The sequence below is a fragment of the Pseudomonas sp. V88_4 genome (genome assembly GCF_029967985.1).
In the GTDB taxonomy this organism is placed as follows: domain Bacteria; phylum Pseudomonadota; class Gammaproteobacteria; order Pseudomonadales; family Pseudomonadaceae; genus Aquipseudomonas; species Aquipseudomonas glycinae.
Map to the genome: position 1 here is coordinate 72,006 of NZ_JASCAF010000001.1, position 23,431 is coordinate 95,436.

Annotated in this window: 25 protein-coding genes; 16 read left to right on the top strand and 9 right to left on the bottom strand. The window is 58.4% G+C overall.

What is annotated here, in order from left to right; all coding sequences use genetic code 11:
* Positions 1 to 142 precede the first annotated feature (142 nt).
* The 4 genes from QLG12_RS00320 (at position 143) to QLG12_RS00335 (ending at position 4,205) form a co-directional block, all read left to right on the top strand.
* Positions 143 to 1,393 (top strand): ribonucleotide-diphosphate reductase subunit beta, encoded by a 1,251-nt coding sequence (locus QLG12_RS00320; RefSeq protein ID WP_007951068.1) that lies wholly within the window; start codon positions 143 to 145, stop codon positions 1,391 to 1,393.
* A 347-nt stretch (positions 1,394 to 1,740) separates the two neighbouring features.
* Positions 1,741 to 2,271, top strand: coding sequence for a Bro-N domain-containing protein (locus QLG12_RS00325; protein ID WP_236194877.1), 531 nt, complete (start codon positions 1,741 to 1,743; stop codon positions 2,269 to 2,271).
* A 114-nt stretch (positions 2,272 to 2,385) separates the two neighbouring features.
* A complete protein-coding gene (locus tag QLG12_RS00330; RefSeq protein WP_236194841.1) occupies positions 2,386 to 3,099 on the top strand; it encodes an HNH endonuclease in 714 nt (237 codons plus the stop codon).
* A gap of 119 nt (positions 3,100 to 3,218) precedes the next feature.
* Positions 3,219 to 4,205, top strand: a complete 987-nt coding sequence (locus tag QLG12_RS00335; RefSeq protein ID WP_282473817.1) for a hypothetical protein — start codon at positions 3,219 to 3,221, stop codon at positions 4,203 to 4,205.
* Positions 4,206 to 4,208: 3 nt separating this feature from the next.
* Here QLG12_RS00335 and QLG12_RS00340 read toward each other — a convergent pair whose 3' ends face one another.
* The 3 genes from QLG12_RS00340 to QLG12_RS00350 form a co-directional block, all read right to left on the bottom strand.
* A complete protein-coding gene (locus QLG12_RS00340; protein ID WP_282473688.1) occupies positions 4,209 to 5,399 on the bottom strand; it encodes a hypothetical protein in 1,191 nt (396 codons plus the stop codon).
* An 85-nt stretch (positions 5,400 to 5,484) separates the two neighbouring features.
* Complete coding sequence (locus tag QLG12_RS00345; protein WP_282473689.1) at positions 5,485 to 6,204, bottom strand: hypothetical protein; 720 nt, start codon at positions 6,202 to 6,204, stop codon at positions 5,485 to 5,487.
* Between the two features lie 55 nt (positions 6,205 to 6,259).
* Positions 6,260 to 7,075, bottom strand: coding sequence for a sulfite exporter TauE/SafE family protein (locus tag QLG12_RS00350; RefSeq protein WP_282473690.1), 816 nt, complete (start codon positions 7,073 to 7,075; stop codon positions 6,260 to 6,262).
* Between the two features lie 112 nt (positions 7,076 to 7,187).
* Here QLG12_RS00350 and QLG12_RS00355 point away from each other — a divergent pair, with 112 nt between their 5' ends.
* The 3 genes from QLG12_RS00355 to QLG12_RS00365 all read left to right on the top strand — a co-directional run bounded on the left by QLG12_RS00355 (position 7,188) and on the right by QLG12_RS00365 (position 8,730).
* Entirely contained in the window at positions 7,188 to 7,955 is a 768-nt protein-coding gene (locus tag QLG12_RS00355) for a helix-turn-helix transcriptional regulator (protein WP_282473691.1), read from the top strand.
* Positions 7,956 to 8,048: 93 nt separating this feature from the next.
* On the top strand, positions 8,049 to 8,366 hold the full coding sequence (locus QLG12_RS00360) for an XRE family transcriptional regulator (RefSeq protein WP_282473692.1): 318 nt from the start codon (positions 8,049 to 8,051) through the stop codon (positions 8,364 to 8,366).
* Positions 8,367 to 8,409: 43 nt separating this feature from the next.
* Positions 8,410 to 8,730, top strand: a complete 321-nt coding sequence (locus QLG12_RS00365) for a helix-turn-helix transcriptional regulator (RefSeq protein WP_011335550.1) — start codon at positions 8,410 to 8,412, stop codon at positions 8,728 to 8,730.
* 48 nt (positions 8,731 to 8,778) lie between these two features.
* On the opposite strand, the gene QLG12_RS00370 is transcribed toward QLG12_RS00365, so the two are convergent.
* Complete coding sequence (locus tag QLG12_RS00370; protein ID WP_282473693.1) at positions 8,779 to 10,296, bottom strand: amidase family protein; 1,518 nt, start codon at positions 10,294 to 10,296, stop codon at positions 8,779 to 8,781.
* Between the two features lie 112 nt (positions 10,297 to 10,408).
* Positions 10,409 to 11,482 carry an MBL fold metallo-hydrolase gene (locus tag QLG12_RS00375; RefSeq protein WP_197871235.1) on the bottom strand — a complete coding sequence of 358 codons (1,074 nt, stop codon included), beginning with the start codon at positions 11,480 to 11,482 and terminating at the stop codon, positions 10,409 to 10,411.
* Positions 11,483 to 11,696: 214 nt separating this feature from the next.
* Between QLG12_RS00375 and QLG12_RS00380 the strand changes: the two genes are divergently transcribed.
* The 4 genes from QLG12_RS00380 (at position 11,697) to QLG12_RS00395 (ending at position 15,591) form a co-directional block, all read left to right on the top strand.
* Positions 11,697 to 12,305, top strand: coding sequence for a TetR/AcrR family transcriptional regulator (locus QLG12_RS00380; RefSeq protein ID WP_064383649.1), 609 nt, complete (start codon positions 11,697 to 11,699; stop codon positions 12,303 to 12,305).
* A 146-nt stretch (positions 12,306 to 12,451) separates the two neighbouring features.
* The gene (locus QLG12_RS00385; protein WP_282473694.1) at positions 12,452 to 13,504 is read left to right on the top strand and encodes a diguanylate cyclase; all 1,053 of its coding nucleotides are present in this window, start codon (positions 12,452 to 12,454) and stop codon (positions 13,502 to 13,504) included.
* Positions 13,505 to 13,679: 175 nt separating this feature from the next.
* On the top strand, positions 13,680 to 14,999 hold the full coding sequence (locus QLG12_RS00390) for a PAS domain-containing methyl-accepting chemotaxis protein (protein WP_064383655.1): 1,320 nt from the start codon (positions 13,680 to 13,682) through the stop codon (positions 14,997 to 14,999).
* Positions 15,000 to 15,060: 61 nt separating this feature from the next.
* Complete coding sequence (locus tag QLG12_RS00395) at positions 15,061 to 15,591, top strand: DUF1003 domain-containing protein (protein WP_197871229.1); 531 nt, start codon at positions 15,061 to 15,063, stop codon at positions 15,589 to 15,591.
* Here QLG12_RS00395 and QLG12_RS00400 read toward each other — a convergent pair whose 3' ends face one another.
* Positions 15,592 to 16,533, bottom strand: coding sequence for a LysR family transcriptional regulator (locus tag QLG12_RS00400; RefSeq protein ID WP_282473695.1), 942 nt, complete (start codon positions 16,531 to 16,533; stop codon positions 15,592 to 15,594).
* 15 nt (positions 16,534 to 16,548) lie between these two features.
* On the opposite strand from QLG12_RS00400, the gene QLG12_RS00405 reads away from it, so the two are divergent.
* Positions 16,549 to 17,256 carry a CTP synthase gene (locus QLG12_RS00405; RefSeq protein WP_282473696.1) on the top strand — a complete coding sequence of 236 codons (708 nt, stop codon included), beginning with the start codon at positions 16,549 to 16,551 and terminating at the stop codon, positions 17,254 to 17,256.
* Positions 17,253 to 17,567: an antibiotic biosynthesis monooxygenase gene (locus QLG12_RS00410; RefSeq protein WP_282473697.1), complete on the top strand. Its 315-nt coding sequence runs from the start codon at positions 17,253 to 17,255 to the stop codon at positions 17,565 to 17,567. Before QLG12_RS00405 ends, QLG12_RS00410 begins: the two co-directional genes overlap by 4 nt.
* A gap of 145 nt (positions 17,568 to 17,712) precedes the next feature.
* Here QLG12_RS00410 and QLG12_RS00415 read toward each other — a convergent pair whose 3' ends face one another.
* On the bottom strand, positions 17,713 to 18,039 hold the full coding sequence (locus tag QLG12_RS00415) for a DUF2025 family protein (RefSeq protein ID WP_197871221.1): 327 nt from the start codon (positions 18,037 to 18,039) through the stop codon (positions 17,713 to 17,715).
* Between the two features lie 215 nt (positions 18,040 to 18,254).
* On the opposite strand from QLG12_RS00415, the gene QLG12_RS00420 reads away from it, so the two are divergent.
* On the top strand, positions 18,255 to 19,382 hold the full coding sequence (locus tag QLG12_RS00420; RefSeq protein WP_236194853.1) for a glycerophosphodiester phosphodiesterase: 1,128 nt from the start codon (positions 18,255 to 18,257) through the stop codon (positions 19,380 to 19,382).
* 138 nt (positions 19,383 to 19,520) lie between these two features.
* A complete protein-coding gene (locus QLG12_RS00425; protein ID WP_197871217.1) occupies positions 19,521 to 19,826 on the top strand; it encodes a PepSY domain-containing protein in 306 nt (101 codons plus the stop codon).
* A 61-nt stretch (positions 19,827 to 19,887) separates the two neighbouring features.
* Here QLG12_RS00425 and QLG12_RS00430 read toward each other — a convergent pair whose 3' ends face one another.
* Positions 19,888 to 20,331: a hypothetical protein gene (locus tag QLG12_RS00430; RefSeq protein ID WP_236194854.1), complete on the bottom strand. Its 444-nt coding sequence runs from the start codon at positions 20,329 to 20,331 to the stop codon at positions 19,888 to 19,890.
* A gap of 113 nt (positions 20,332 to 20,444) precedes the next feature.
* A complete protein-coding gene (locus tag QLG12_RS00435; RefSeq protein ID WP_197871213.1) occupies positions 20,445 to 22,070 on the bottom strand; it encodes a methyl-accepting chemotaxis protein in 1,626 nt (541 codons plus the stop codon).
* Positions 22,071 to 22,341: 271 nt separating this feature from the next.
* Between QLG12_RS00435 and QLG12_RS00440 the strand changes: the two genes are divergently transcribed.
* Positions 22,342 to 23,364 (top strand): transporter, encoded by a 1,023-nt coding sequence (locus QLG12_RS00440; RefSeq protein WP_011335565.1) that lies wholly within the window; start codon positions 22,342 to 22,344, stop codon positions 23,362 to 23,364.
* Positions 23,365 to 23,431 lie beyond the last annotated feature (67 nt).

A 23,431-nucleotide genomic window follows, 5' to 3' on the forward strand; every position in this document is an offset into this window, starting at 1 on the left:
GGAAACCCGAAAAAATTTTCTGTTTATTGCCTGCGTAGCACCGCTGCAAAAAACGACATCCAACGCGGCCTGTACGGCCGTGTGAAAAACAACCAATCAGTTTTCACACGGGCACAGGCCCTCACGCAGGAGACGACACGTCATGCTGAGCTGGGACGAATTCGACAAAGAAGACAGTGAAGTAGCAGCAGTGAAAGGCGCCAACGCCGGCCACGCTAGCGAAGCCAACATGGACCGCCTCGACAGCGCCGGCGGTGCCGCCGCCCTCGAAGCCCGCGCCGTGACCGCCGAAGACTCGGCCGCCGTGGCCCGCGCTAAGGCTGCACTGGATTCCCTCGACGTCGCCGAAGGCCTCGCCGAACTCGAAGGCTCCGCCGCCCGTGTCGCCGTTGACGAAAAGCGCATGATCAACTGCCGCGCCGACCTCAACCAGCTCGTGCCATTCAAGTACGACTGGGCCTGGCAAAAATACCTGGATGGCTGCGCAAACCACTGGATGCCGCAAGAAGTCAACATGACCGCCGACATCGCCCTCTGGAAAAACCCGGAAGGCCTGACCGACGACGAGCGCCGCATCGTGATGCGCAACCTCGGCTTCTTCTCCACCGCCGACTCCCTGGTTGCCAACAACCTGGCCCTGGCCGTGTACCGCCTGATCACCAACCCGGAATGCCGCCAGTACATCCTGCGCCAGGCGTTCGAAGAGGCGATCCACACCCACGCCTACCAGTACTGCATCGAATCGCTGGGCATGGATGAAGGCGAGATCTTCAACATGTACCACGAGATCCCGTCGGTCGCGAAAAAAGCCGCCTGGGGCCTGAAATACACCCGCGCCATCTCCGACCCGGAATTCAACACCGGCACCGTCGAAACCGACAAGGAACTGCTGCGCAACCTGATCGCCTACTACTGCGTGCTGGAAGGCATCTTCTTCTACTGCGGCTTCACCCAGATCCTCTCCATGGGTCGCCGCAACAAAATGACCGGCGTCGCCGAGCAGTTCCAGTACATCCTGCGCGACGAATCCATGCACCTGAACTTCGGCATCGACGTGATCAACCAGATCAAAATCGAAAACCCACACCTGTGGGATGCCGAAATGAAGGAAGAAGCCTCGCAGATGATCCTGCAAGGCACCCAGCTGGAAATCGAATACGCCCGCGACACCATGCCTCGCGGCGTACTGGGCATGAACGCAGCGATGATGGAGGACTACCTGAAGTTCATCGCTAACCGTCGTCTGTCGCAGATCGGTTTGAAGGAAGAGTACCCAGGGACCACTAACCCGTTCCCTTGGATGAGCGAGATTATGGACTTGAAGAAAGAGAAGAATTTCTTTGAGACTCGTGTGATCGAATACCAAACTGGTGGTGCTCTGAGCTGGGACTAATGGTCTCGCTCGCCACGATTTGACGATTGCTGTTTGAGTCGTCGAATTGAGAAAGCCAAAAGCCCCGATTTTATCGGGGCTTTTTTATTAGCGGCTGTTTGTACTTTTCCGTCCCTACGTTACAGCGCTCAATCTCCTACAGCACTTACAGCCGCTTCGCATTGAAGCCAACTGCAAGCACCTCTAAGCTCCGTTGCAGGTGCCTAAGAAACACCCAACGTAGAAAGTTTGGTCAGTCACACAGACGCATATGCCGTCGGTGGAGCTGCCTCGCTTGTTGGGATTTCTTAAGTCCACTCTACGTTGGGGTCAGGCCCTCCAAAAATCTAAACGTAGAGGTAATGGATATGCCCGATCCTTTTTCTGTAACTGTCTTTTCGCGTCACAACCTCGCTCTACATGCCCTTCTGCTCGAAAACCAAACGTGGTTCTGCGCTCGCGATGTCGGCCGCTTGATGGGTGTCCATCTGTGCGAACGCATGGTCAACAAGCTAGATAAGGATCAACGTCGCGTTTTGTGGATTGAGTATTTTCGACAACCCGAAAAGCAATTGATGCTCAGCGAGTCCGGTGTGTATGCGCTGCTGGTGTATCACTACGTTCCAGGTAATCGTTTGTTGCGTGAGTGGTTAACTCTTCAGGTGGTGCCGGCCTTGCGCGATGCAGAGCACTCAGGAGATTCAGAACGGCCGATGTTGAGTTTGTTGGATTGGCCGGAGATGTCATTGAGTCTGCTGCATTGGCAGGATGAAGGCTGGATTCGGCTGCGGGATATGCCTTATCTGCTGAACGATCAGACGCAACGACGGACACCGGGCAAGCCTTGGTGGAGAAAGGTTGCGCAGGTGTTTCAGGCTTCAAAGCATTCGATGGGCTAGTGATGGTGGTCGTAGGACCTCGCAAGATCCGTCGATATTTTCTGTAGGAATTTTCGTAGACAGCTGTGGTGGCCACTCAGTATCGTCCGAGGGTTTTCAACCCTCGGCGACTGTATGGACACTTCGAAAGAAAAAACTGGCTGGAGTGATGAGGAGCTAGAAGCTTCTGTAGACGCTTATCTAAAAATGCTGGTTCTTGAACAACAAAATCAGCCATTCAATAAAGCGGACGAGAATCGACTCTTGCGAAAAGGCCCGCTGAGCAAACGCAGCGCCTCTTCAGTCGAGTACCGCATGCAGAACATCTCTGCCGTGATGGATTTATTGGGGCTGCCGCGAATTACAGGCTACGTTTCGGCGAAAAATCTCGGCTCCGGTGTCATTACGCGTATCAAAGAGATCCTGACTAAAAAAGACATGGAAGCGATACGAAACGGCTCACGAAGAGGCGCTCAGCTGACTCGACTCCGGCTGATCGAACCTTCCGCACCTGAATTGAATGATGCGCCCCCGGGTGTACTCAACCCGAAGCAGACTAGCGCGACGGTAGTTAGGCTTTCGCGCAAATTAAATGTGAAAAAATGGGTTCTGAAACGTTCTCAAGGCATTTGCGAAGGGTGTGGCCAAAAAGCGCCATTCCAAGATGCTGATGGCAAACCTTTTCTTGAAGTTCATCATCTGAAACATCTCGTTAACGGGGGGACAGACCGTACGAGCAACGCAGTAGCCCTGTGCCCAAACTGCCATCGACGTTGCCATTACTCGAGCGACAAAGAAGAGTTCACTGCTAAGTTTTATAGGAGCGTCGAGGGGTTAGAGGCTGAATAGCTAGAAGGTATTTGGCAGTCAGCCAGTTAGAACGCATAACCCAGTTGTCCGTATTGGGGCAGCTTCACAACCCATCGGGGATAATTCTCCTCCCCCCACTCAAGGACCCGAGCCCTACCATGAAATTCGATCTCGCCTACTGCCTCAGCCTCGACGACAAACTGTCGATCTATGACGTTCGCGATCTCAATTTTGATGAGACGGTGGCGTTCGATTCCGCGAAGGAACACTTCCAGTGCCCCAACGACGCCTGTCGTGCGGCGTTCGATGCCTCCAACGAGTTGGGTACGTTCAACGCCAAGAACGTGAATTACGTGCGCACGCCGCACTTCAAGAATCTGCCCGGTACGCAGCATGTGGCGGGTTGTCCGTATGTGAGTTTGAAGACGTCGGCGTCGGGGGTTGAGGCGGCGGATGGGGAATCGGATGACGGGCGGGAGGAGCATTTCCCGTCGGAGTTGTTGCTGACGCGCCGTGAGTACGTGCGCAAGCCTGCCGCGCCAGCGGGGACCGCGGATGTGTTGCGGGATGATCCGGTGCGAGTGGCGACTAATCCCTCAAAAGAATCGCCGAGTCGTGAGACGACGCCGGACAAGACCAGTGTCTTCGCTCACCCCGTGGAGTGTTTTGTGTCGAACTTCGCGGACAAGGATTTGCTCAAGCGTATGCCATTGAAGATTGGCGAACACACGGCGCCGTACAGTTCGTTCTTCAAGAAGATTGAGTATTTGATGGACAACAAGGGGCTGATTTATTGGGGCCGGATCAAGAAGATCGAGGACTTTCACAGCGCCAGTTTCCGGATCGATTTCGAGGATAAGGTCTGGTTCAAGAAGCCGGATGACAGCAAGAAGAAGCCTTATCCGGTCAGTGTCTATCTCAACAAAAAGCTGATCGACAACTACCGCAAGCGCAAGGCGTTTCTGGAAGAGATCAAGCACGCCATCGACAGCGATAAGGCGTTGTTCTGCTTCTTTTATGGCGTGACGCCGGAGTTGAAGCAGGTGCCGGGCAAGAAGAACCCCGAAAAGCCTTTCGAGGTCTTCAATGCCAATATCGAGAATCTGGATCACTTCATTATTCGTGAAGCGCCGGGGCTGGCGTGATGGTCAGCCCTGGGGCAGTTGCAGTTTGACGGCGCCGGGGTGTTGTTTGATGAGGGAATACGGCAGGACTGACCAGTCTGGCCTATCGCAAGAGCGTTGTACGCGGGCGAAGTAGGCGCCCAGGTACAAACCTTTCGCGGTGAAGTACCACGGCGAAGAACCCCAAACACTTTCTTCCGTGAAGTCGCAATCGTCATCTTGCGTCGGTTTCTTCATTTCTGCGGGGTACAGGGCGGTGAATTGCTTGATCAGCCAAGGCACCAGTTCTTTGTTTTCATACTGATAACGCGCGTCACTTTCGGCTTGGCTCAAGGGTTTGTCACCCAGACTGTCTCGTTCGGCATGCAGCAGTGGCTTGCCCTCACCTACCCACAACACATCTTCGAGTGATAACGGATGGCCTGTGCTTACATCAATGTTGAGGGGTGAATCACCGAAGTCCGGATGCGCGCCACCGCAGAAATAGCTGGTCGAGATGTTCAGGCTGACCACGGCTGGCGAAATCATTTTGGGTTCTGCGTCCTGCATGAACTCGACGTATTCCCCACCATGCAGTTGGCAACCGTGATATCGGATGACCTCATTCCACAACCGTCCAAGCAACTGCTGGTTAACCCGTTGCAGATCGTCTTTTGGCAGACCGGACTCTACGCTGAACAGCGAGATCTTTGACTCCGGCTCTGTCCACCATTGCAGGGTGTAACCCATGAAGTCTTGTTTCTTCAGCGGTTTGAGCTTGAGTCCCTGTAGTCGCAAATATTCATACGGCTCGCCGTTTGGCAGCGCGGCGATGAAGGGCAGCGTAGAAGTTGTCGGCGCTGGAAGCCTGGCCTCGGAAAGTTGCACTGAAAGCTTCTTGCCCTTCGGACTTTGCCACTCGCCCTGCCAGCCAGTGGCAGTTTCTTCCAGTTTCAAAGTTGGCAGTGGCTTGTCATCGCCGTAGCGATTGTTGCCCTCGACCAGCGTCAGCGTGCTGTCCAGCAATGCGCCACTGAGGGGCAGATCACGGTGATACTTCTCGTAGAAGTAACGGCCGGTCACTTCGTCCTGCTGCTGGGTGTTGAGCTCCACCACAATCGGCGTCTTGCCCAGCGTGCCGGTGAACACACGTCTGCCGTCGTCAGCTTGAGCGATGGAAAGCAGTGAAAACAATGCGGCGGCATATGGCGCCAGGCGCAACAGTCCCTTGAGCATGGATCGATCCCTGAGTGAGTCGGAGGTCGCGCCGGGACGTGAGTACCGGCGCTGTGAATGCGGGGCGGATTATGGCGAGGGTTGCTTAAGTAATCGAGTTTCGTCGGTTGTATTCTTCCAGCCAGGCTGCGCGTTCGACTGCTGCGATCTCCCGATACACTTGCTTGCGCCGGTCCTTGGCCGCTTGAACTTCGTCCTCATCCAGAGCGCAATAACGACGAAGCCAATGAACGGTCATCTCCTCATCCGGGTAGTAGTAACCCTTGGCGCCCTTGCTGTTTCTCGGGGTGTCGTTCATCTGCGCGTCGAACACCATGGCTGCGACTTCATCAGGCGGTAAACAACCGGCCCCTGCGGCCTTGTCCCGGAAGACCCAGGCAATTTCACCGATGTGTTTTTGTGCGCTGCGATGGCTGCGGCGATAGAACTGCTGCGGTCGACACATCCACTGGAATCGCCCAATCAACGGTTCAATATCAATCCACTCGGAGAGCCCGTGATGGGTTGCATGAAGCATGACACCGTTGAACCAGCGATCAGCGAATTGCCCCACAAATGCATCCAGATCGGCCTTTTTCATGTCGGCGAAAACCATGCAATAGCGAGTCTTGATATGCATGGCGAACAGCACATGCTTTCGTTGCACGGTGATCGCATGCACCAGCCACTGTTCGACACCACTGTCCATCTCATCATCTTCGATGGTTGATGACGGCGGGGCGAAATCCACCGGGGTGATCTTTTTTCCCTGGTGGACACGACTGAAGAACTTGCTGGCAGCTTCGGTGCAATTGAAGATCAGCATCCTTGATCTCTGATAAATACTGGGGACGATGGATTATGGGTCTGTCGGTAGACGATTACTTCACCGACATTCCCAACATCACAATAACCAACAATCCAATATAGACCCAAGCATGCACCCGATCCGCTATCCGCCCGATCCACGGCGTGGCCAGTCGAATCCCCAGCATCGAGCCCAGCGTCAGCACCGCAAATGCCAGCAGATCCAGATACCCGACAAACCACGGCCCGAGGTCTGTCTCGCTGAACACTGCCATCAGCATGTACGTCAGCGTTCCCGCCAATGCCACCGGCACGCTCAACGGATTGGCCATGGACGTCGCCTGCGACATGCTCAACCCGCAACGCCGCAATAACGGCACGGTCATGACGCTTCCTCCTACGCCGAGAAAGGTTGCGATGGCGCCAATACCTACACCGCCGCCAGATGTTTCCACCGTTCCCAGTCGCCGTGGGATAACGCCTTCGGATCGCGTAAGAAAGCCGCGTCGCAGCAGGCAATCGACAATCGTCACGCCAAGGTAGGCGATGAAGGCATAACGAATGACTTCGCCGCTGACCCACACCGCTGCGATTGCACCGACGACCGCGCCCATTCCGATGAACCCGCCCAAGGGCCACAGGTAATCACGGATGAGGTTGCCGGCGCGGCGGTGTTTGTCGGTGGCGACCAGGGCGTTGACGATCATCACGCAGGTCGAGGTGGCGACGGAGATGTGCATGGCGGATTGGCTGATCAGATCGTCGGCGCCGTGACTGGCGGTGAGCATCCGATATAGCAGCGGGACGACGACGAAGCCGCCGCCGAAGCCGAAGAGCACGGCGGTGACACCGGTCAGGCAGCCGAAGAGTGTCAGCAGGAGGTAGAACATGGCGCGTCGTCCGTTATTGGGGAGCGGTCGACGATAGTGCGGTGGCGCTTGGCCTGCTTCAGCAAGTCAGCCAATAATGTTGGCGTTTACGCCAACAGCTGGGTGCCGCTCGATGCGCAATGTTTCGATCAATCTGCTGGATGACACGCCGCGCCCGGTGGTGGCGATCGGCACGGATTATTCCCACGGCCATCTGTTGCCACGTCATACACATCGGCGGGCGCAATTGTTGTACGGCGCGACCGGGGTGATGCAGGTCAGCACGCATGATGGCAACTGGGTAGTGCCGCCGCAGCGGGCGGTGTGGATTCCGCCGGGAGTGGCGCATGAGGTTTTGATGCTCGGGGTCAGTACCCGCAGTTTGTACATCGAGCCGGGGGCGGTGGATCTGGGTGAGCGTTGTCAGGTGATCAGTGTGTCGCCGTTGATGCGGCATTTGCTGATGGAAGCCGTGGAGTTGCCGCTGACTTATGACCTGACCGGGCGCGATGGCGTGCTGATCGATCTGTTGCTGCATGAATTGGTGCGCAGTGCACCGTTACCGTTGCATATCCCGCTGCCGTCTGACGGACGACTGCTCGAACTGTGTCAGACCTTTCTGCATCAACCGAATGCCCATCAATCCCCCCAGCAATGGGCCGATCACCTGCACGTAAGCTTGCGCACCTTCAACAGATTGTTTCGTCTACAGACCGGCCTGAGTTTCAGTCAATGGCGCCAGCGCGCCTGCGTGGTACTGGCGCTGGCACGGCTGGCGGCGGGTGAATCAGTGACGCGGATTGCCCTGGATTTCGGCTATGACAGCCCGGCGGCGTTCTCGACGATGTTCCGTCGAATCCTCGGTCAGGCACCGTCCGTCTGGTTGGAGGCGGCGAACTAGGGCAAATCAAAAAATGCGTTTGATCCCGGCCGAAAACAACTGTACAAAAACACAGTAAATTTTCCATCAGCACTCTCGAGCCCGGAGCACACCATGGCCTCTTCAGCGATGAACCTCATCCTCGAACGTATCGCCCTTTTCCAGTTCACCCCGACCCATTGCGTCCAGGCCAGAGGGATGTTGGGCTGGAGCGTTGAACAGTTGTCGCGAGAGGCCAAGGTTTCAGTAGACGACATTCAGCGATTCGAAGCGCAGCAGGACGTGGCGGATTCGGTGCGGCTGGCGTTGACCTATCGGTTTGAGGCGCAGGGGTTGGTGTTCTTCCCGGGGTTTGCGCCGGGGCGTGGGGGGAATGTCGGAGGTGCGATACCCACGTCGGTTGATCGCGAAACTTATGCAATGGCTGATTGAAAAGACCCGTTGAGGTCGGCCCACACGCGGAAGGAACTCGAAATTGATTGGAATCGAAGAAAGCAGAGGGAACATCTACGAGGATCTAGAGATACCAAACGCCAATGAGATGAGGATCAAATCACAGCTTTCCTCAAAGATCGGTGAAATCATCAAAGCGCGTCATCTCACTCAATCTCAAGCTTCTGAAATCTTGGGGTTATCACAACCCAAGTTATCCGAAATGCTGAGAGGAAAATTCCGCGGCATCAGTGAGGCCAAGATGATGGAATGCCTTTCCCACCTCGGCCGAGATGTGCAGATTGTGGTCAAACCGGCCCCCCGCTCTCGCAAAGAGGGCCGAATTGAGGTGGTGTTCGCTTGATACGGCAGTGCTTCAAATAATCGAAGACAACGCACGCCAACAAGGTGTTTACTCCTTGAACCCCGGATGACGCAATTCCATCGAAGCCTGTTCGTAGCTGTAAGCCATGGCAAACAACTGTGGCTCGCTCCACTGCTGGCCGTAGAAGGTCACGGAGGTCGGCGTGGCGTCATCGTTCATGCCCGAGGGCAAGGTGATTGCCGGGTAGCCTGCGGTGGCGGCGGAGAACTGGGAAAAGCCGTCCGCTTCGGCGAACAGTGCATCCAGATTGTGCTCACGCACCTGCTCATCGATAGCGTCTTTGAAGTTCTGACTGATAGTAGTAAGCAGTGTGCTCGACTCTTGGCGGGAAAGCGCCGATGCGTTGATGGCCTCAAGCGTCTGCTGGCCGAATGAATCGTCAACGGGGTTGGCTTGATTGAAATCTATCAGTGCCTGCAAGGAGTCAATCGGCAAGCCTTGGCGGCTGGCCAGATATTCGGGCAGCTCATGCTTCATCGCGCCCATCAGACCGTTAATGTAGTCATCGATGTCCGGCAGACGCACAGTCAGCGGGACCAGCGTAGCGCCTTGCTCTTCCAGCGTGGCCATTGCAGCAAGCATCTCCAGACTCGGGTTCAGTACCGTAGCGTGGGATCCGGTGTATGCAATCGGATAACCGATCCGTTTGCCTTGCAGCGCTTCACTGGAGAGCAATGCGGTGTAGTCGACGCCAGTGGGCGCGTCAGCAGTGGCGTTGTCAGAGGCATCAACGCCTTGCATGACGTTGAACAACAGCGCGGCATCCCGCACGGTTCGGGTCATTGTGCCCGGCGTGTCTTGCAAGCGGGTGATAGGCACGATGCCGGAGCGGCTGAACAATCCGAGCGTCGGTTTGACGCCAACCACACCATTGGCCGACGCCGGGCAACTGATCGAGCCGTTGGTTTCAGTGCCCAGGGCCAGTGGAGCGAGCCCTGCGGCAACCGCTGCCGCCGAACCTGAACTGGAACCACAGGTACTTTCGCTGAGGACATGAGGATTTTTCCCCTGGCCACCACGTCCGCTCCATCCCAAGGGCAGCGACAAGTCCCGCATCCCCGACCACTCGCTCATGTTGGCCTTGCCCAGCAGGATGGCGCCGGCATCGCGCAGTTGTTTAACCGTGAACGCATCTTGAGCCGCCGGTTGCCCGACCATGGCCAGTGAGCCTGCACTGGTTTGCATGGTGTCGGCGGTATTGAAGTTGTCTTTCAGCAGCACGGGAATACCGTGCAGCGGCCCACGGATCTTGCCTTGCGCACGTTCTTCGTCCATCGCGGCTGCGATGTCGAGAGCCTGGGAATTCATTTCGATAATGGCATTGACGGTCGGACCTTGCTTGTCCAGATCCGCAATGCGTGTGATGAGGTGCTGAACCAGCGCGACTGAAGTCAGTTCGTTGCTGACCATCATTGCACTCAGCTCGCTGGCGCTTGCGTACTCAAGGGGGGCGCTGGAGGGCGCCGCGAAGGCGCCGCTGCTGGTGAGCGAAAGCAGGAAGGCCTGCGCGAGCGCATTCTGTCTGCCGTTAAAGCGGAATTTCATTTTCTAATCCTTGTTTAAGCCAATCACGAGTGAGTCATTTCACTCGCGACCCAGCCTACCGAAGCCGCAGGAATCGGCTGTCAGCAACAAGAACCAGTACAGGTAGGAAAACTCACCCTGCCTTGTAGCCGCTACAAGCAATGCTCCCTTTTTCTGACATCTCTTGTTCCATTTCCAACCACCACGCGTCCCCACGCTGCGGTTGCATCAGGTTAAACGCCTCGCCCATTCTCGGCGTGGTGATCGACACGCTGCGTTCCCATGCCAGCGCAAGAATGCGGTCGAACGGCTCATGCCAGGCGTGCATCGCCAGATCGAACGTGCCGTTGTGGATCGGGAACAGCCAGCGGCCCTTGAGGTCGAGGTGAGCCTGCAATGTTTCTTCCGGTTGCATGTGCACGTGAGGCCACTCGACGTTGTAGGCGCCGGTTTCCATCAGCGTCAGGTCGAACGGTCCGTACTCTTCACCAATGCGTTTAAAACCGTCGAAGTAGCCGCTGTCGCCGCTGAAGAAGATCCGTTTGTCACCGTCGATGATGACCCAGGATGCCCACAGCGTCTGGTTGCTATCGAACAGACCCCGCCCGGAAAAGTGCTGCGACGGGGTGGCGATGAAGCGGATGCCGGCGACTTCGGTGCCCTGCCACCAGTCGAACTGGCGGATCTTGCTGCCATCGATGCCCCATTTGATCAGGGTGTCACCGACGCCCAGCGGGGTCAGGAACACATTGACCTTGTCCGCCAGTTTCAGCACCGCTTCATAGTCGAGGTGGTCGTAGTGGTTGTGCGACAGGATCACCGCTTCGATCGGCGGCAACTCATCAATGCTGATCGGCGGTTGGTGAAAGCGTTTCGGCCCGGCCCATTGCACCGGCGAGGCACGCTCGGCGAACACCGGATCGGTGATCCAGAATTTGTCTTGCAGCTTGAGCAGCAAGGTCGAATGGCCGAGGCGATAAACACTGTGGTTGGGGGCCGCGATCAGGTCAGCGCGGGTCAGTGGCTGCACCGGGATGGCCGACGCAGGACGGGTGTTGCGCGGCTTGTGGAAGATCATGTTCCACATGATGCGCAGCATCTTGCGCAAACCTTCGCGCTGCACCGGCGCGTGGTTGCGGAAAGTCCCTTCGGCCTGGCGCGAAGCTTCAGGTGCTGGACTAACCGCGGGGGAATTTGATTTGGCCATGACTGAATGACTCCGGAAACACCGCGCAATGCACGGCTTTCCACGTTGGGACGATAAATGGCCAAGGCACGCACGCATCAGCCGGACATCGGGTTTTAGATTGCACCGATTAACGCAACATTACACTGACCGGTGTACTTTCTAGGTTGCATCAAACCCGATGACAAGTAAACTGCCGAGTGTAACTTCACCCTTTTTCTGCCGAATCGAATTTATGACAGCTCCTCAGCGCCTCACTGACCGTAAACGCGAAGCCATCATCCAGGCTGCGATCACCGAATTTCGTACCAACGGTTTCGAGGTCACCAGCATGGACAAGATCGCGGCCACGGCCGGGGTGTCAAAGCGTACGGTGTACAACCATTTTCCGAGCAAGGAAGAGCTGTTCGCCGAAATTCTCAACCAATTGTGGGCACGGATCAGCACCGAGCAAACCGTCTCGTATCAGCCCGATCAGCCATTGCGCGATCAATTGCGAACCATGCTGCTGGCCAAACTGCAGATGATGGCGGACGACAATTTCATGAATCTGGCCCGTGTCGCTATCGCAGCGGCGATCCACTCGCCGGAGCGCGCGCAGAACATGGTGGCGCGCATGGGCGAACGTGAGGAAAGCGTGACTGTGTGGATTCGCGCCGCCCAGGCGGATGGTCGATTGAAACCGGTCGATCCGGCGTTTGCCGCCCATCAAGTGCAGGGGCTGCTGAAAACCTTTGCCTTCTGGCCACAGATCTCCCTGGGCCAACCCTCGCTCGACAGCACTACGCAAAATGCTGTGGTCGACTCTGCACTCGACATGTTCCTGACCTGCTATCAGCTCTAGCTCAGGCCTGCGCCATGGTAAATGGCTCACAAGGACACTGAATTTTCCCGCTGGAATAAATGACAATGCCTGTCATTGGCCGATGAACGGTCTGTCTGAAGAATTACACTGCAAAGTGTTTCAGAATGAATCTGGCGTAGAACATCATGGAAAACCAACGCGGCAAAGGTTTGTCATTCGCCAGGCGCATTTACTTGCCGCGGGCCATCGGATTAGGCATCGGCTTCTTCAGTGTGGGTGCCGCGCTGTATCCGTTGAACATGCCATCCTGGCTCTGGGCCGTGTTGCTGTTTAACGGCTTTCTCTGGCCGCATGTGGCCTATCAATGGTCGACCCGCTCGGCCTTTCCCTATCGCGCCGAACGTCGCAACCTGCTCTATGACTCGGTATTCGGCGGTTTCTGGACCGCCTGTTTCCAGTTCAATCCGCTGACCACCGTGACCATTCTGTCGATGATGACCATGAACAACGTGGCCGCCGGTGGCGTGCGCCTGTTCTGGCTGGGCGCCCTCGCCCAGGTGATCGGCGTGCTGCTGGGCTGGTCAGTGTTCGGCGTCCATTTCACCCTGACGGCCACACAGACTCAGGTCTGGGCCTGCCTGCCAATGCTGACCCTTTATCCGCTGGCTTTGGGAATGGTTTGCTACCGGTTGGCGATCAAACTCGCCGAACACAAACGCTCCCTGAGCGCCCTGAGCCGTACCGACAGCCTGACCGGCCTGCTCAACCACGGCGCCTGGAAAGACCTGCTGCACCTCAAGTTCCAGCAGTGCCGCCAGCACAATTCCCAAGCCATCCTGGCGCTGATCGACATCGATCATTTCAAGTCGATCAACGACAGTTACGGGCACATCGTCGGCGACGCGGTGCTGCGGCAGTTAAGCCATGAGCTGAAATTCGTACTCGACGAAAGCAAGCTGGCCGGGCGTTACGGTGGCGATGAATTCTGCGTGATCCTGCCCAACCTGCCCCTGAGCAAGGCTGAAGCGCTGATGGAGCAACTGCGTCAGGCACTGGATCGATACCGCCATCCCGACGTTTTCGAGCTGCGGGTCAGCCTGAGTATCGGGCTTGCTCGCTATCAAACCTCTTACGTCGATGCCCTTGAGTGGTTCGAAGATTCCGACAAGGCGCTGTACACGGCCAAGCACACGGGACGTAACACAATCAGCGTAGCGTTGAGCCGATCACCCGCCTGAAAAAACTTGTACAAAATTGAGAAAAATCGATTTCTTGTACAAGTTTATAAAGTTTTGTATAAGTTAATCCGCCAGCCAGGATGCTGGCACACTGCTTCCAGCCATCGAGATATCCGGCTGGCTGACGCGGAAACAGGGACCCCACCTTCAGCCCTATTTCCAGAGTGCCACGAGCATGATTTTCAATCGTCACAAGACCGCCCTCGTCGATCTTCAAAACACCATCAACCAACAAGCCGGCCTGTTGGAAGCGATCAACCGCTCCATGGCAGTGATCGAATTCGATGTCGACGGTGTCGTTCTGCGCGCCAACGACAACTTCCTGAAAACCATGGGTTACACCCGCGAACAGGTGGTCGGGCAGCCCCATCGCCATTTCTGTTCTCCCGAGTTTGCCCGTGGCAATCAGTACACCGAATTATGGTCGCGATTGAAAAGCGGCCAGTTCCAGTCCGGCACCTTTGAACGCATCGACAGTCAGGGCCGACCGATCTGGCTCGAAGCCAGCTATAACCCGATCAAGGATGACTCGGGCCGCGTAGTGAAAGTGGTCAAGTACGCGATGGATGTCACCGCCAAAGTGCAGCAGGAAAGCGAAGCCAATGCGAAATTGCAGGCGATCGACCGCGCCATGGCGGTGATCGAATTCGATCTCGACGGCAATATTCTCACCGCCAATCAGAATTTCCTGACGCGCATGGGTTACACCCTTGCCGAACTCAAAGGCAAACATCACCGCTTGTTCTGCCCCGCGCAACTGGTCAACAGCAGCGCCTACCAGGATTTCTGGCGCCGGTTGAATCAGGGCGAATTGTTCCAGGGCCAGTTCGAACGCGTCGACAAACGCGGGCAGACCGTGTGGCTTGAAGCCAATTACAACCCGGTCTACGACGCCGCCGGCCGCTTGTGCAAAGTGGTGAAGTTCGCGTCGGACGTGACCGCCCGGGTCGAACAGCACGAGCAGGATGCGCGCAGTGCCAGCGCCGCCTATCACATCTCGGTGGCCACCCGAAAAGTCGCCGAGCAAGGTACGCAAGTGATTCAGCAAGCCGCCAGTGAAATGCGCGAGATTGCCGACGACATTGCCGAATCCTCAACCCTCATCGCGCAGCTCGGCGAACGCTCCGAGCAGATCACTGCCATCGTCAACACCATCCGCGCGATTGCCGATCAGACCAATCTGCTGGCCCTGAACGCCGCCATCGAAGCTGCCCGTGCCGGCGAGCAGGGTCGCGGTTTTGCCGTGGTGGCCGATGAAGTGCGGCAGTTGGCGGCGCGTACCAGCGGCTCCACAGCGGAAATTTCCAACATGATCAGCCTGATCCAGACCGAAACCCGTCAGGCGATCAAGAGCATGGACGGCACCCGAGGGCGCGCGGCGCAAGGTGTGGAGCTGGCGGATCAGGCCGGTACGGTGATTCTGCAGATTCGGGACGGCGCCAGCGAGGCGGTGGAAGCGGTGAGCATGTTTGCCAACGAGCGTGCGCCGGGATAAGGCCAACACGGGCGACGCAGGGCTATAGTGACTCAACGTCCCAAGCCCTGCCGAGTCCGTCATGACCACCGAAAAAACCGAATCATCCACCGCCCTCGTCGATCACCTGCGCTTTCATCGCCCCCACGCCCACCTCAACACAACCTTCGGTAACGACAAGTTCGCCTTGCGGGCCGAGGCGTTTGCGCGTTTTTTCGGCACGCCGACCTTTCTCGGCGCGCAGACGCTGATCGTGGTGCTGTGGATCAGTCTCAATATCTTTGGCGTGACCCATTTCGACGTTTATCCGTTCATCCTCTTGAACCTGGCTTTCAGCCTCCAGTCCGCCTACGCCGCGCCGCTGATTCTGTTGGCACAGACTCGTCAGGCTGCACGCGACAAAGCGCAATCGGACGCTGACGCGCAACATCGCGAAGCCCTGGCCGTGGCCAACAGCGAACGCCAGGCGCAAGCGGCGAAGAACACCGCGCAACTGCTTGAGCTGCTGGAGCAGAACACCCGACTCACGGAGATGACCAAGAACCTGACCGAGCGCATCGAAGGCCTGACCCGCGAACTGCACGATCACATGCGCCAGACCCAGCAGGGCTGATCACGAAAACCTCAGCGCCCGCCCCAGTTCATCGAACAGCGTGACCACCGAGCGCAACGCGCGGCAGTCCGGGCGGGTCAGCAGCCACAGCGCGGTGTCGTAACCGTGCAAGGGTTCGCTCAGGGCTTGCAGCCCTTCGTTTATCAGAAAGTCCGGCAACGCCGCCACGCCAAGCCCGGCGCGCACCAGCTCCGTCACCGACAGCATGCTGTTGCAGCGATAGCCCGGCGTCACGCCAGGCAAGTGCTGGCGGCGCCAGACGACGGTCGGGTGATCGGGCAGAAAGTCGTCCGGGGCAATCCAGGTCAGCGCCGCCAGATCGGCCGATTCAACATTTTGTAGATAACGCTGACTGGCGCAGACCCGGTAGGAAATCTTCGCCAGCTCCCGTCCGACCAGATGCTCCGGTGGTGTGCGCGTCAGGCGCAAGGCGATGTCGGCATCGCGGCGGCTGAGGTTGGCGAAATCATTGGAGGTGCTCAGTTCGATGGTCAGTGCCGGATAGTTCGGCATGAACCGCGCCAGCGCCGGCAGCAGCAGACCTTGCAGCACGGAGTCGGTACAAGTCAGGCGCACCGTGCCGCTGACCACTTCGCCGCCCTGCTCCACGCCGATTCGCGCCGCCTCCAGTGCCTGCTCAGCGCGTTCGGCCTGCTCGGCCAAGGTCTGCGCGAGGCTGGTGGGCAGGTAACCGACGCGGCTTTTTTCGAACAGTTGCTGGCCGAGCGCGGCTTCCAGTCGGCGCACCGCGCGAAACACCGTCGACACATCGACCTTCAACAGCTGCGCGGCCCGAGCCAGAGAGCCGCCGCGCACCAGGGCGAGAATCAGCGCCAGATCCGGGAAGTCGAGCCGATAGTGCGTCGCTGCATTAATCACTTGGGGAAACGCCCATATTGAGTGCGTGAACGCCAATCTATAGTGAGCGTCATCCCTCAACAAGCACAGCGAACACTCATGGAATCCAGAGCCTTGCGCATCGCCCTGATCGGTGACTACGACCGGCAAGTCACTGCCCACCAGGCCATCCCGGTCGCCCTTGGAATGACGGCGGAACGCCTTCGCCGTCCGGTCGAATTCGAATGGTTGGCCACGGACGGGATTCACCCCGATACACCGCTCGACCGTTTCGACGGTTTCTGGTGCGTTCCGGCCAGCCCTTACAAGAGTGAAGCCGGCGCCCTGCGGGCCATCCGCTTTGCCCGCGAACAGCAGCGCCCTTTCCTCGGCACCTGCGGCGGTTTTCAACATGCCGTGCTGGAGTTTTCCCGCCACGTGCTGGGCTGGGCCGATGCCGAGCACGGCGAAACCTCGCCAGACGCCAGCCGCGCGGTGCTCACGCCGCTGACCTGCTCTCTGGTGGAAGCGGTGGACAGCATTCATCTGGTGCCCGGTTCGTTGATCGCCAAGGCGTACGAAACATCGGAGATTCGTGAAGGCTATCGCTGCCGCTACGGTGTGAATCCGCAGTTCGAACGGGCGTTGCTGACCCATGAACTACACGCCGTAGGTCACGATTCGTCAGGCGACTTGCGCGCCATTGAACTGAAAAACCATGTGTTCTTCGTCGCCACACTGTTCCAGCCGGAACGCACAGCGCTCAAGGGGCAATTGCCGCCACTGGTGCGGGCGTTTGTTGAAGCCTGTTCGGAGCAATCTCGATGAAACCGAACACTGAGTGTTTCGCCGTGATCTTCACTTCGACCCGCACCGAAGGCGACAACGGCTACACCGAAGCGTCCGAGCGCATGATGCAACTGGTGAAAGAGCAACCGGGGTTTCTCGGTATCGATTCGATCCGGGGCGCGGACGGAGTGGGGATAACGGTTTCGTACTGGGAAAGCGAGGCGGCGATTCTCGCCTGGCGCGAGCATCCGGAGCACCGGGTGATTCAGGCGCGCGGGCGGGCTGAATGGTACTCGGCGTTTCAGACGCGGGTGTGTCGGGTGGAGCGGGAGTATCGGTTCGGCCAGTGAGTACCAAGGTGTACTCACTGGCCCTTTCGTCGGAACGCCGCCCGGGGCAAGCCCGCTCCCACGGGTACAGTGTGATCTTCAGACAACCTATAACCTGTGGGAGGCGGCTTGCCCGCGAAGGGGCCGCAACAGTCACAGCAGAACCTCAGCCCTTCACCAGACTACGCATCGCCTCAATCTCCGGTACTTCGCGTTTATTCATGTAAACGCGCAACGGTTCGGTGATGTTGATCCGGTCATCGATGTTCTGGTCCAGCAGCAACTGGATCAGTTCGCGCTTGAGGGTCATGGTCTGTTCAGTGGCCGGGGCCCAGACAAATTCGCTGCACGGAATGATGCCGTCATCGGCCACGTCCATGCCGAACGAGTCTTCGCTGAAACGCACGAGGTACTGGCCGGTCTTGCGGTTGAGGCCGACAAAGCCCTTGAGGTCGTCGGCGGCTTGGCAGATCAGTTGCGATGTGATGCGCATGGTAAACCTCACAAAAGTGATCGAAGGTTTACACGCAGGGCATAGAGGCCAGCCCTCTGCCGGGGCGGTTGCCGTGGCCAAGCGTACTGCAAACGAACGCACAAAAGTGCGCAATTTTTCGCTTTCAGTACGTTTATGTCGGTCTCGCGATAGCACGTTTTCGTTTGAGTTGCTAAAAGGTACATCTTCGAAAATACCTGCGAAAGGACCTCGACATGCCCGCCACGTTCACCAAAAGCGCACTGCTGCTGAGCCTGCTGCTCGGCCTCGGTCAGGCCCACGCCGCCAGCCAGCCGAGCCCCGCTGCGCTCGCTGCCTCCGAGGGCATTCCGCGCCCGGCGGTGATCGCCCACCGTGGTGCCTCCTTCGATGCCCCGGAATCCACCGCCGCCTCCTACAAACTGGCCCGCGACCTGGGCGCCGATTACCTGGAAATGGACTTGCAGCGCAGCAAGGACGGCGTGCTGTTCGCCCTGCACGACGACAACCTGCAACGCACCACGGACGTCGCTACCAAGTTCCCGGAGCGCAAGGACAGCCCGGCCAATGCCTTCACCATGGCCGAACTGAAAACCCTCGACGCCGGCAGCTGGTACAACGCCAAGTACCCGGATCGCGCCCGCCCGTCCTACGTCGGCCTGAAGATTCTGACCCTGGACGAGATCATCGATATCGCCCAGGCCAACCCGCAGCACAAGCCGGGCCTGTACATCGAAACCAAGGAGCCGAAGCTGTTCCCGGGGATCGAGCATGACCTGAAGGAAAAACTCCAGGCTCGCGGCTGGTTGATTCCGGCGGACGCCAAACCGGCGAAGAACGTCGCCAGCGTCGGCGAGAGCAACGGCAAGGTGATCCTGCAAACCTTCGAGAAGAGCAGCCTGGAAATGCTGCAAAAGGAAATGCCGCAGGTGCCGAAGATCCTGTTGCTGTGGGTCGGCGAAGGCAGCATCGAGCCGAAATCCAAAGTGACCTTTGCCGACTCCGGCGAGAAGGACAAGAACGCGTTCTACGGCAAGCAAGAGCCGAAATCCGAAGCCGAGTTCAAGCAGTGGATCGACTACGCCAAGGCTCAGGGTGCGATCGGCACCGGCCCTTCGGCGAAGCTGACACACGGCGGCGATCAGAGCTATTCGGATCTGGTGCAGCCATGGATGAACAAATACACCCACGATCAGGGCCTGCTGGTGCACGTCTACACCGTGGATGAGCCGGTGGACTTCGAAAAAGTCATGGCCGCCGGCGTCGACGGCATCTTCACCAACCGCGCCAGCGAACTGCTGAAGTTCTACAAACGCCCGGCCGCCGCCAGTGTGGATCAGGTGTTGAAGAACAACGGTTTCTGATCTGTTAATCCGGGCGTCAGTATCGCGAGCAGGCTCGCTCCCTCGGGGAGTCCGGCCTGCTCGCTACGTTTTAAGGGTGAATTAAGTTGTGGCGATTAACCTGAACTCACTTAAACGAATCACCCAAAGGAATAACCGATGAAAACCCTGACTGCCCTGTTTACTGCTGCCGCCCTGACCCTCACCGCTGGCCTGGCCCAGGCTGACGTTCGCGTTGACCAGATCCCAGAACTGGTCAAGTCCGGCAAGATCAAGTCGCTGGAATCGATGAACGAACAAGCGCTGAAACTGCATCCGGGTGCGACCATTACCGATACCGACCTGGATAACCACTTCAACGGTTACGAATACGAAGTCGAGCTGAAAACCGCCGATGGCAAAGAGTTCGATGTGGACTTCGATGCGACGACTGGCAAGGTGCTGAGCAACAAGCAAGACACTTGATTGGCTGATAAAACAAAGCCGCATGATTGTTAAATCGTGCGGCTTTTTTTGTGCCCGCAATTTATGCGGAGGTACTGACCAGCGAACCAGACGTACTCGAATCCGAATCCTGCAACGCCGCCAACAACGCCGCCGTCGCCGTCTGCAACGAAGCCGACGTCGTCGCAATCTGCGATTGCGCAGCCGCGACATCCGCCGCCTTGGCATCCTGACTTTCCTGCTTGGCCTGAGCCGCTTGCAACGCCTGTTGCTGTTCCTGCAATTGCTTTTGCAACTCGGCAATCTGCTTGCGCAGTTCTTTCACTGTATCCGATTCATCGCTGCTGGAACTGCTATCCCCCGCCGGCGCCGCACCGCCGCCCGCTGCGACTTTGCTGGTGTCGGCTTTCACACCGGTGCTGGCCGCCGCTGCGGTGGAGGTGTCGTCGGCCGTATCGGCAATCGAGGTTTTGCTGGTGGGTGTGGTAACGGTCTGATTGATCGAAACAGACGTGATGCTGACCATGGGAAATCTCCAATGCCGGTTATGGGATAGCCGGGCATCGGCGGCGGTCTGCACCAATTGAGATCGACTGTGTACCGACTCGGTATCCGAACCGGTACACAATCACTGGCCGGTCAGACGCTCAGGCGAGCGGTGACGTCGTTCAGTTGGCCGGACAGGCCGTGCAGGTTCTGGCTGGCACTTTCGGTGCGCTGCACGTTGTCGAGGTTGGTGCTGGCGATCGAGGTGATCTCGGTCAGGTTGCGCGAGATGTCTTCGGCCACCGAGGTCTGCTCTTCGGCCGCCGTGGCGATCTGGCGATTCATGTCACGGATCGCTTCCACCGCATGGGTGATGCGCTCGAGCATGGCGCCGGCCTGGGTCACTTGCTCGACGCTTTCATCGCTGCGGGTCTGGCCGCTGTCGATGGCCTGGGCCGCGTCCACCGCACCGGTCTGCACGCTGTGGATGATCTGGTTGATCTCGATGATCGACTCCGCCGTACGCTGCGCGAGGTTGCGCACCTCATCGGCGACCACCGCAAAACCACGCCCGGCTTCACCCGCGCGGGCCGCTTCGATGGCGGCGTTGAGCGCCAGCAGATTGGTCTGCTCGGCGATCCCGCGAATCACTTCCAGCACCTTGCCGATGCGACCGCTGTCGGCTTCCAGACGACGGATGACCGTGGCGGTGTTGGCGATTTCACCGCGCATCTGGGTGATGCTGTGGATGGTGCTCTGCATGACCTTCTCGCCCTGCTGGGCGGACTGGTCGGCATCGTCGGCAGCACGCGCTGCATCGGCCGCGTGACGGGCGACTTCCTGGGCGGTGGCGGACATTTCGTTCATCGCCGTGGCTACCTGATCGGTGCGGCTGAACTGCTCGTTGGTGCCGCCGGCCATCACGGTGGCGATGGCGTTCAACTCGCCGCTGGCGCTGTCCAGATCCTTGGCGCTGCGTTGCAGGTGATTGAAGGTTTCGGCGAGGAAGTCGCGCAGGGTGTTGGCCGCTGCGGCCAGGTTACCCAGCTCGTCCTGGCGGTCACTCGCAACGCGCTCGACCAGACGGCCCTTGCTCAACTGGGTGACGTAGTCGATGAGTTTGCGGATCGGCTCGACCAGGTTGCGGTTGACCAGCCACAAGCTGAGCAAACCGATCAACAGACCGGACGCGAGCATCACCAGAATCCCCAGTAACACGGTGCGATCGGCACTGGCGCTGATCTGCGCCGATTGCTCGGTGCCCTGCTTTCGCAGCTCGACCACCAGTTCGCTCATCTGGTCGCTGGCGGCTCGATCCACGCCTTTTACGGCGGCATCGCCCGCAGTCGGATCGGCACCGGCGGCGACGTAGGCATCACGGCCTTTCTGGTACGCGGCGCCGAGCAGACGATGTTCTTCGCGCAGGCGTTCGATACGGGTTTTCAGCGCAGGCTCGAGGCCTTTCTGGTTGGCCAGCTCACCGAGGATGCCCTGCACATCGCGCTGACGGTCTTCGAACTGGCCCCAGTACTTGGCCAGATCCGCCGGTTGCTTGCCGCGCAGCAGGACGTTTTTCCACTCCTGGACCTGCACCTTGAATTGCAGGTTGGCTTCGTCGATCAGTTGCGAGGTGTGCAACGGACCTGCAATCAATTGGCTGTAGTTCTGCACGCCGTTGGACAGGAAATGAAAGCAGGCCAGCGCGATCAACAGCATCGCCAGCAGGCTGCCGCTCAGCAGGGCGAGAATTTGCGCTCTCAGGGATTTTTGCAGCATCACAGGTACTCAGGACAGGGATGAGGCACGCCCGGTAAGACGTGAATTGTTGCCGGACATCCGTGTCGGCGGACCTTGGCTCATGGCCGAAGGCGCGCAACCTAACTCATGCGTGATCGGCGTGCCAGCGCCCTTCTTGAGAAAAGTCCGACCGCCGGTAACGCATTGATTTGACGTCATTTTGCTGTAACACAAGCGTCATGTGAGATTGCGATGATGCGGCTCAGGTGAATCTGCAAATCCCGCGACAGACGCCTTTTCGCAGCGAGCCTTCATGAACCACAGCCTCGATATCAGCCATCGTGATCCTGACCTGTTCGGCCTGCTTTACGGCTTTCGCTTTCGCCCCGGCGAACGCGGGCGCGAGGTGGATTCGGCAACCGCCCTGCGCTGCCTGCAAGACGACAGCGAGGGCGATGAATTTCTCTGGCTGCACCTGAACCTGGCCCACGCCGCGTGCGAGCGCTGGATGAAAAGCCATCTGCAACTGCCCGAAGAGTTTTTCGAAGCGCTGCACGAAGGTTCGCGCTCGACCCGCATCGAGCATGTCGATTCGGCGTTGCTGGCGGTGGTCAACGACGTGGTGTTCAACCTCAGCAGCATGGTGTCGTCGGACGTGTCGACGCTGTGGGTTTGCGTGCGCAGCAAACTGATCGTCAGTGCACGTCTGCAACCGCTGCATTCGGTGGACAAGCTGCGTTCTTCGGTGAAGGCCGGCGAGTGCTTTCGCTCGCCGTCGGAACTGCTGGTGCACCTGCTGCGCGATCAGGGCGAAGTGCTGACGCAGATCGTGCGCAAGACCAGCATGAGCGTCGATCAGGTCGAGGACGAGTTGCTGTCTTCACGACTGTCGACCAACCGCGCCGAACTCGGTGCCAACCGGCGGGTGCTGGTGCGCCTGCAACGGCTGCTGGCGCTGGAGCCGGGTTCGCTGCTGCGCCTGCTCAACCGCCCGCCGCCATGGTTGCAGAAGGAGGACGTGAAGGAGCTGCGCAAGTCCACCGAGGAGTTCGCGCTGATCATCAACGACCTGACCGCCCTCGGCGAGCGGATCAAGCTGTTGCAGGAAGAGATCGCCGCCAACCTCAACGAACAGAGCAACCGCACGCTGTTCACCCTGACCGTGGTCACGGTGCTGGCGCTGCCGATCAACATCATTGCCGGTTTCTTCGGCATGAACGTCGGCGGCGTGCCGCTGGCCACTGATCCGGAGGGGTTCTGGATTCTGGTAGCGCTGGTGGCGACGTTTACCGTGATCGCCGGGCGCTGGGCGTTTCGCAAGCGGCGGGATTATTAAGACCGGCGGCGCGACTAATCCGCCAAACACTGATCTGTCGCAGCCTCTCTGTAATATTTAGCAACGA

Excerpts from the sequence above, each read along its gene's own strand:
- QLG12_RS00320 (WP_007951068.1), top strand. The coding sequence starts at position 143 with ATGCTGAGCTGGGACGAATTCGACAAAGAAGACAGTGAAGTAGCAGCA.
- QLG12_RS00325 (WP_236194877.1), top strand. The coding sequence starts at position 1,741 with ATGCCCGATCCTTTTTCTGTAACTGTCTTTTCGCGTCACAACCTCGCT.
- QLG12_RS00330 (WP_236194841.1), top strand. The coding sequence starts at position 2,386 with ATGGACACTTCGAAAGAAAAAACTGGCTGGAGTGATGAGGAGCTAGAA.
- QLG12_RS00335 (WP_282473817.1), top strand. The coding sequence starts at position 3,219 with ATGAAATTCGATCTCGCCTACTGCCTCAGCCTCGACGACAAACTGTCG.
- QLG12_RS00340 (WP_282473688.1), bottom strand. The coding sequence starts at position 5,399 with ATGCTCAAGGGACTGTTGCGCCTGGCGCCATATGCCGCCGCATTGTTT.
- QLG12_RS00345 (WP_282473689.1), bottom strand. The coding sequence starts at position 6,204 with ATGCTGATCTTCAATTGCACCGAAGCTGCCAGCAAGTTCTTCAGTCGT.
- QLG12_RS00350 (WP_282473690.1), bottom strand. The coding sequence starts at position 7,075 with ATGTTCTACCTCCTGCTGACACTCTTCGGCTGCCTGACCGGTGTCACC.
- QLG12_RS00355 (WP_282473691.1), top strand. The coding sequence starts at position 7,188 with ATGCGCAATGTTTCGATCAATCTGCTGGATGACACGCCGCGCCCGGTG.
- QLG12_RS00360 (WP_282473692.1), top strand. The coding sequence starts at position 8,049 with ATGGCCTCTTCAGCGATGAACCTCATCCTCGAACGTATCGCCCTTTTC.
- QLG12_RS00370 (WP_282473693.1), bottom strand. The coding sequence starts at position 10,296 with ATGAAATTCCGCTTTAACGGCAGACAGAATGCGCTCGCGCAGGCCTTC.
- QLG12_RS00375 (WP_197871235.1), bottom strand. The coding sequence starts at position 11,482 with ATGGCCAAATCAAATTCCCCCGCGGTTAGTCCAGCACCTGAAGCTTCG.
- QLG12_RS00380 (WP_064383649.1), top strand. The coding sequence starts at position 11,697 with ATGACAGCTCCTCAGCGCCTCACTGACCGTAAACGCGAAGCCATCATC.
- QLG12_RS00385 (WP_282473694.1), top strand. The coding sequence starts at position 12,452 with ATGGAAAACCAACGCGGCAAAGGTTTGTCATTCGCCAGGCGCATTTAC.
- QLG12_RS00390 (WP_064383655.1), top strand. The coding sequence starts at position 13,680 with ATGATTTTCAATCGTCACAAGACCGCCCTCGTCGATCTTCAAAACACC.
- QLG12_RS00395 (WP_197871229.1), top strand. The coding sequence starts at position 15,061 with ATGACCACCGAAAAAACCGAATCATCCACCGCCCTCGTCGATCACCTG.
- QLG12_RS00405 (WP_282473696.1), top strand. The coding sequence starts at position 16,549 with ATGGAATCCAGAGCCTTGCGCATCGCCCTGATCGGTGACTACGACCGG.
- QLG12_RS00410 (WP_282473697.1), top strand. The coding sequence starts at position 17,253 with ATGAAACCGAACACTGAGTGTTTCGCCGTGATCTTCACTTCGACCCGC.
- QLG12_RS00415 (WP_197871221.1), bottom strand. The coding sequence starts at position 18,039 with ATGCGCATCACATCGCAACTGATCTGCCAAGCCGCCGACGACCTCAAG.
- QLG12_RS00420 (WP_236194853.1), top strand. The coding sequence starts at position 18,255 with ATGCCCGCCACGTTCACCAAAAGCGCACTGCTGCTGAGCCTGCTGCTC.
- QLG12_RS00425 (WP_197871217.1), top strand. The coding sequence starts at position 19,521 with ATGAAAACCCTGACTGCCCTGTTTACTGCTGCCGCCCTGACCCTCACC.
- QLG12_RS00430 (WP_236194854.1), bottom strand. The coding sequence starts at position 20,331 with ATGGTCAGCATCACGTCTGTTTCGATCAATCAGACCGTTACCACACCC.
- QLG12_RS00440 (WP_011335565.1), top strand. The coding sequence starts at position 22,342 with ATGAACCACAGCCTCGATATCAGCCATCGTGATCCTGACCTGTTCGGC.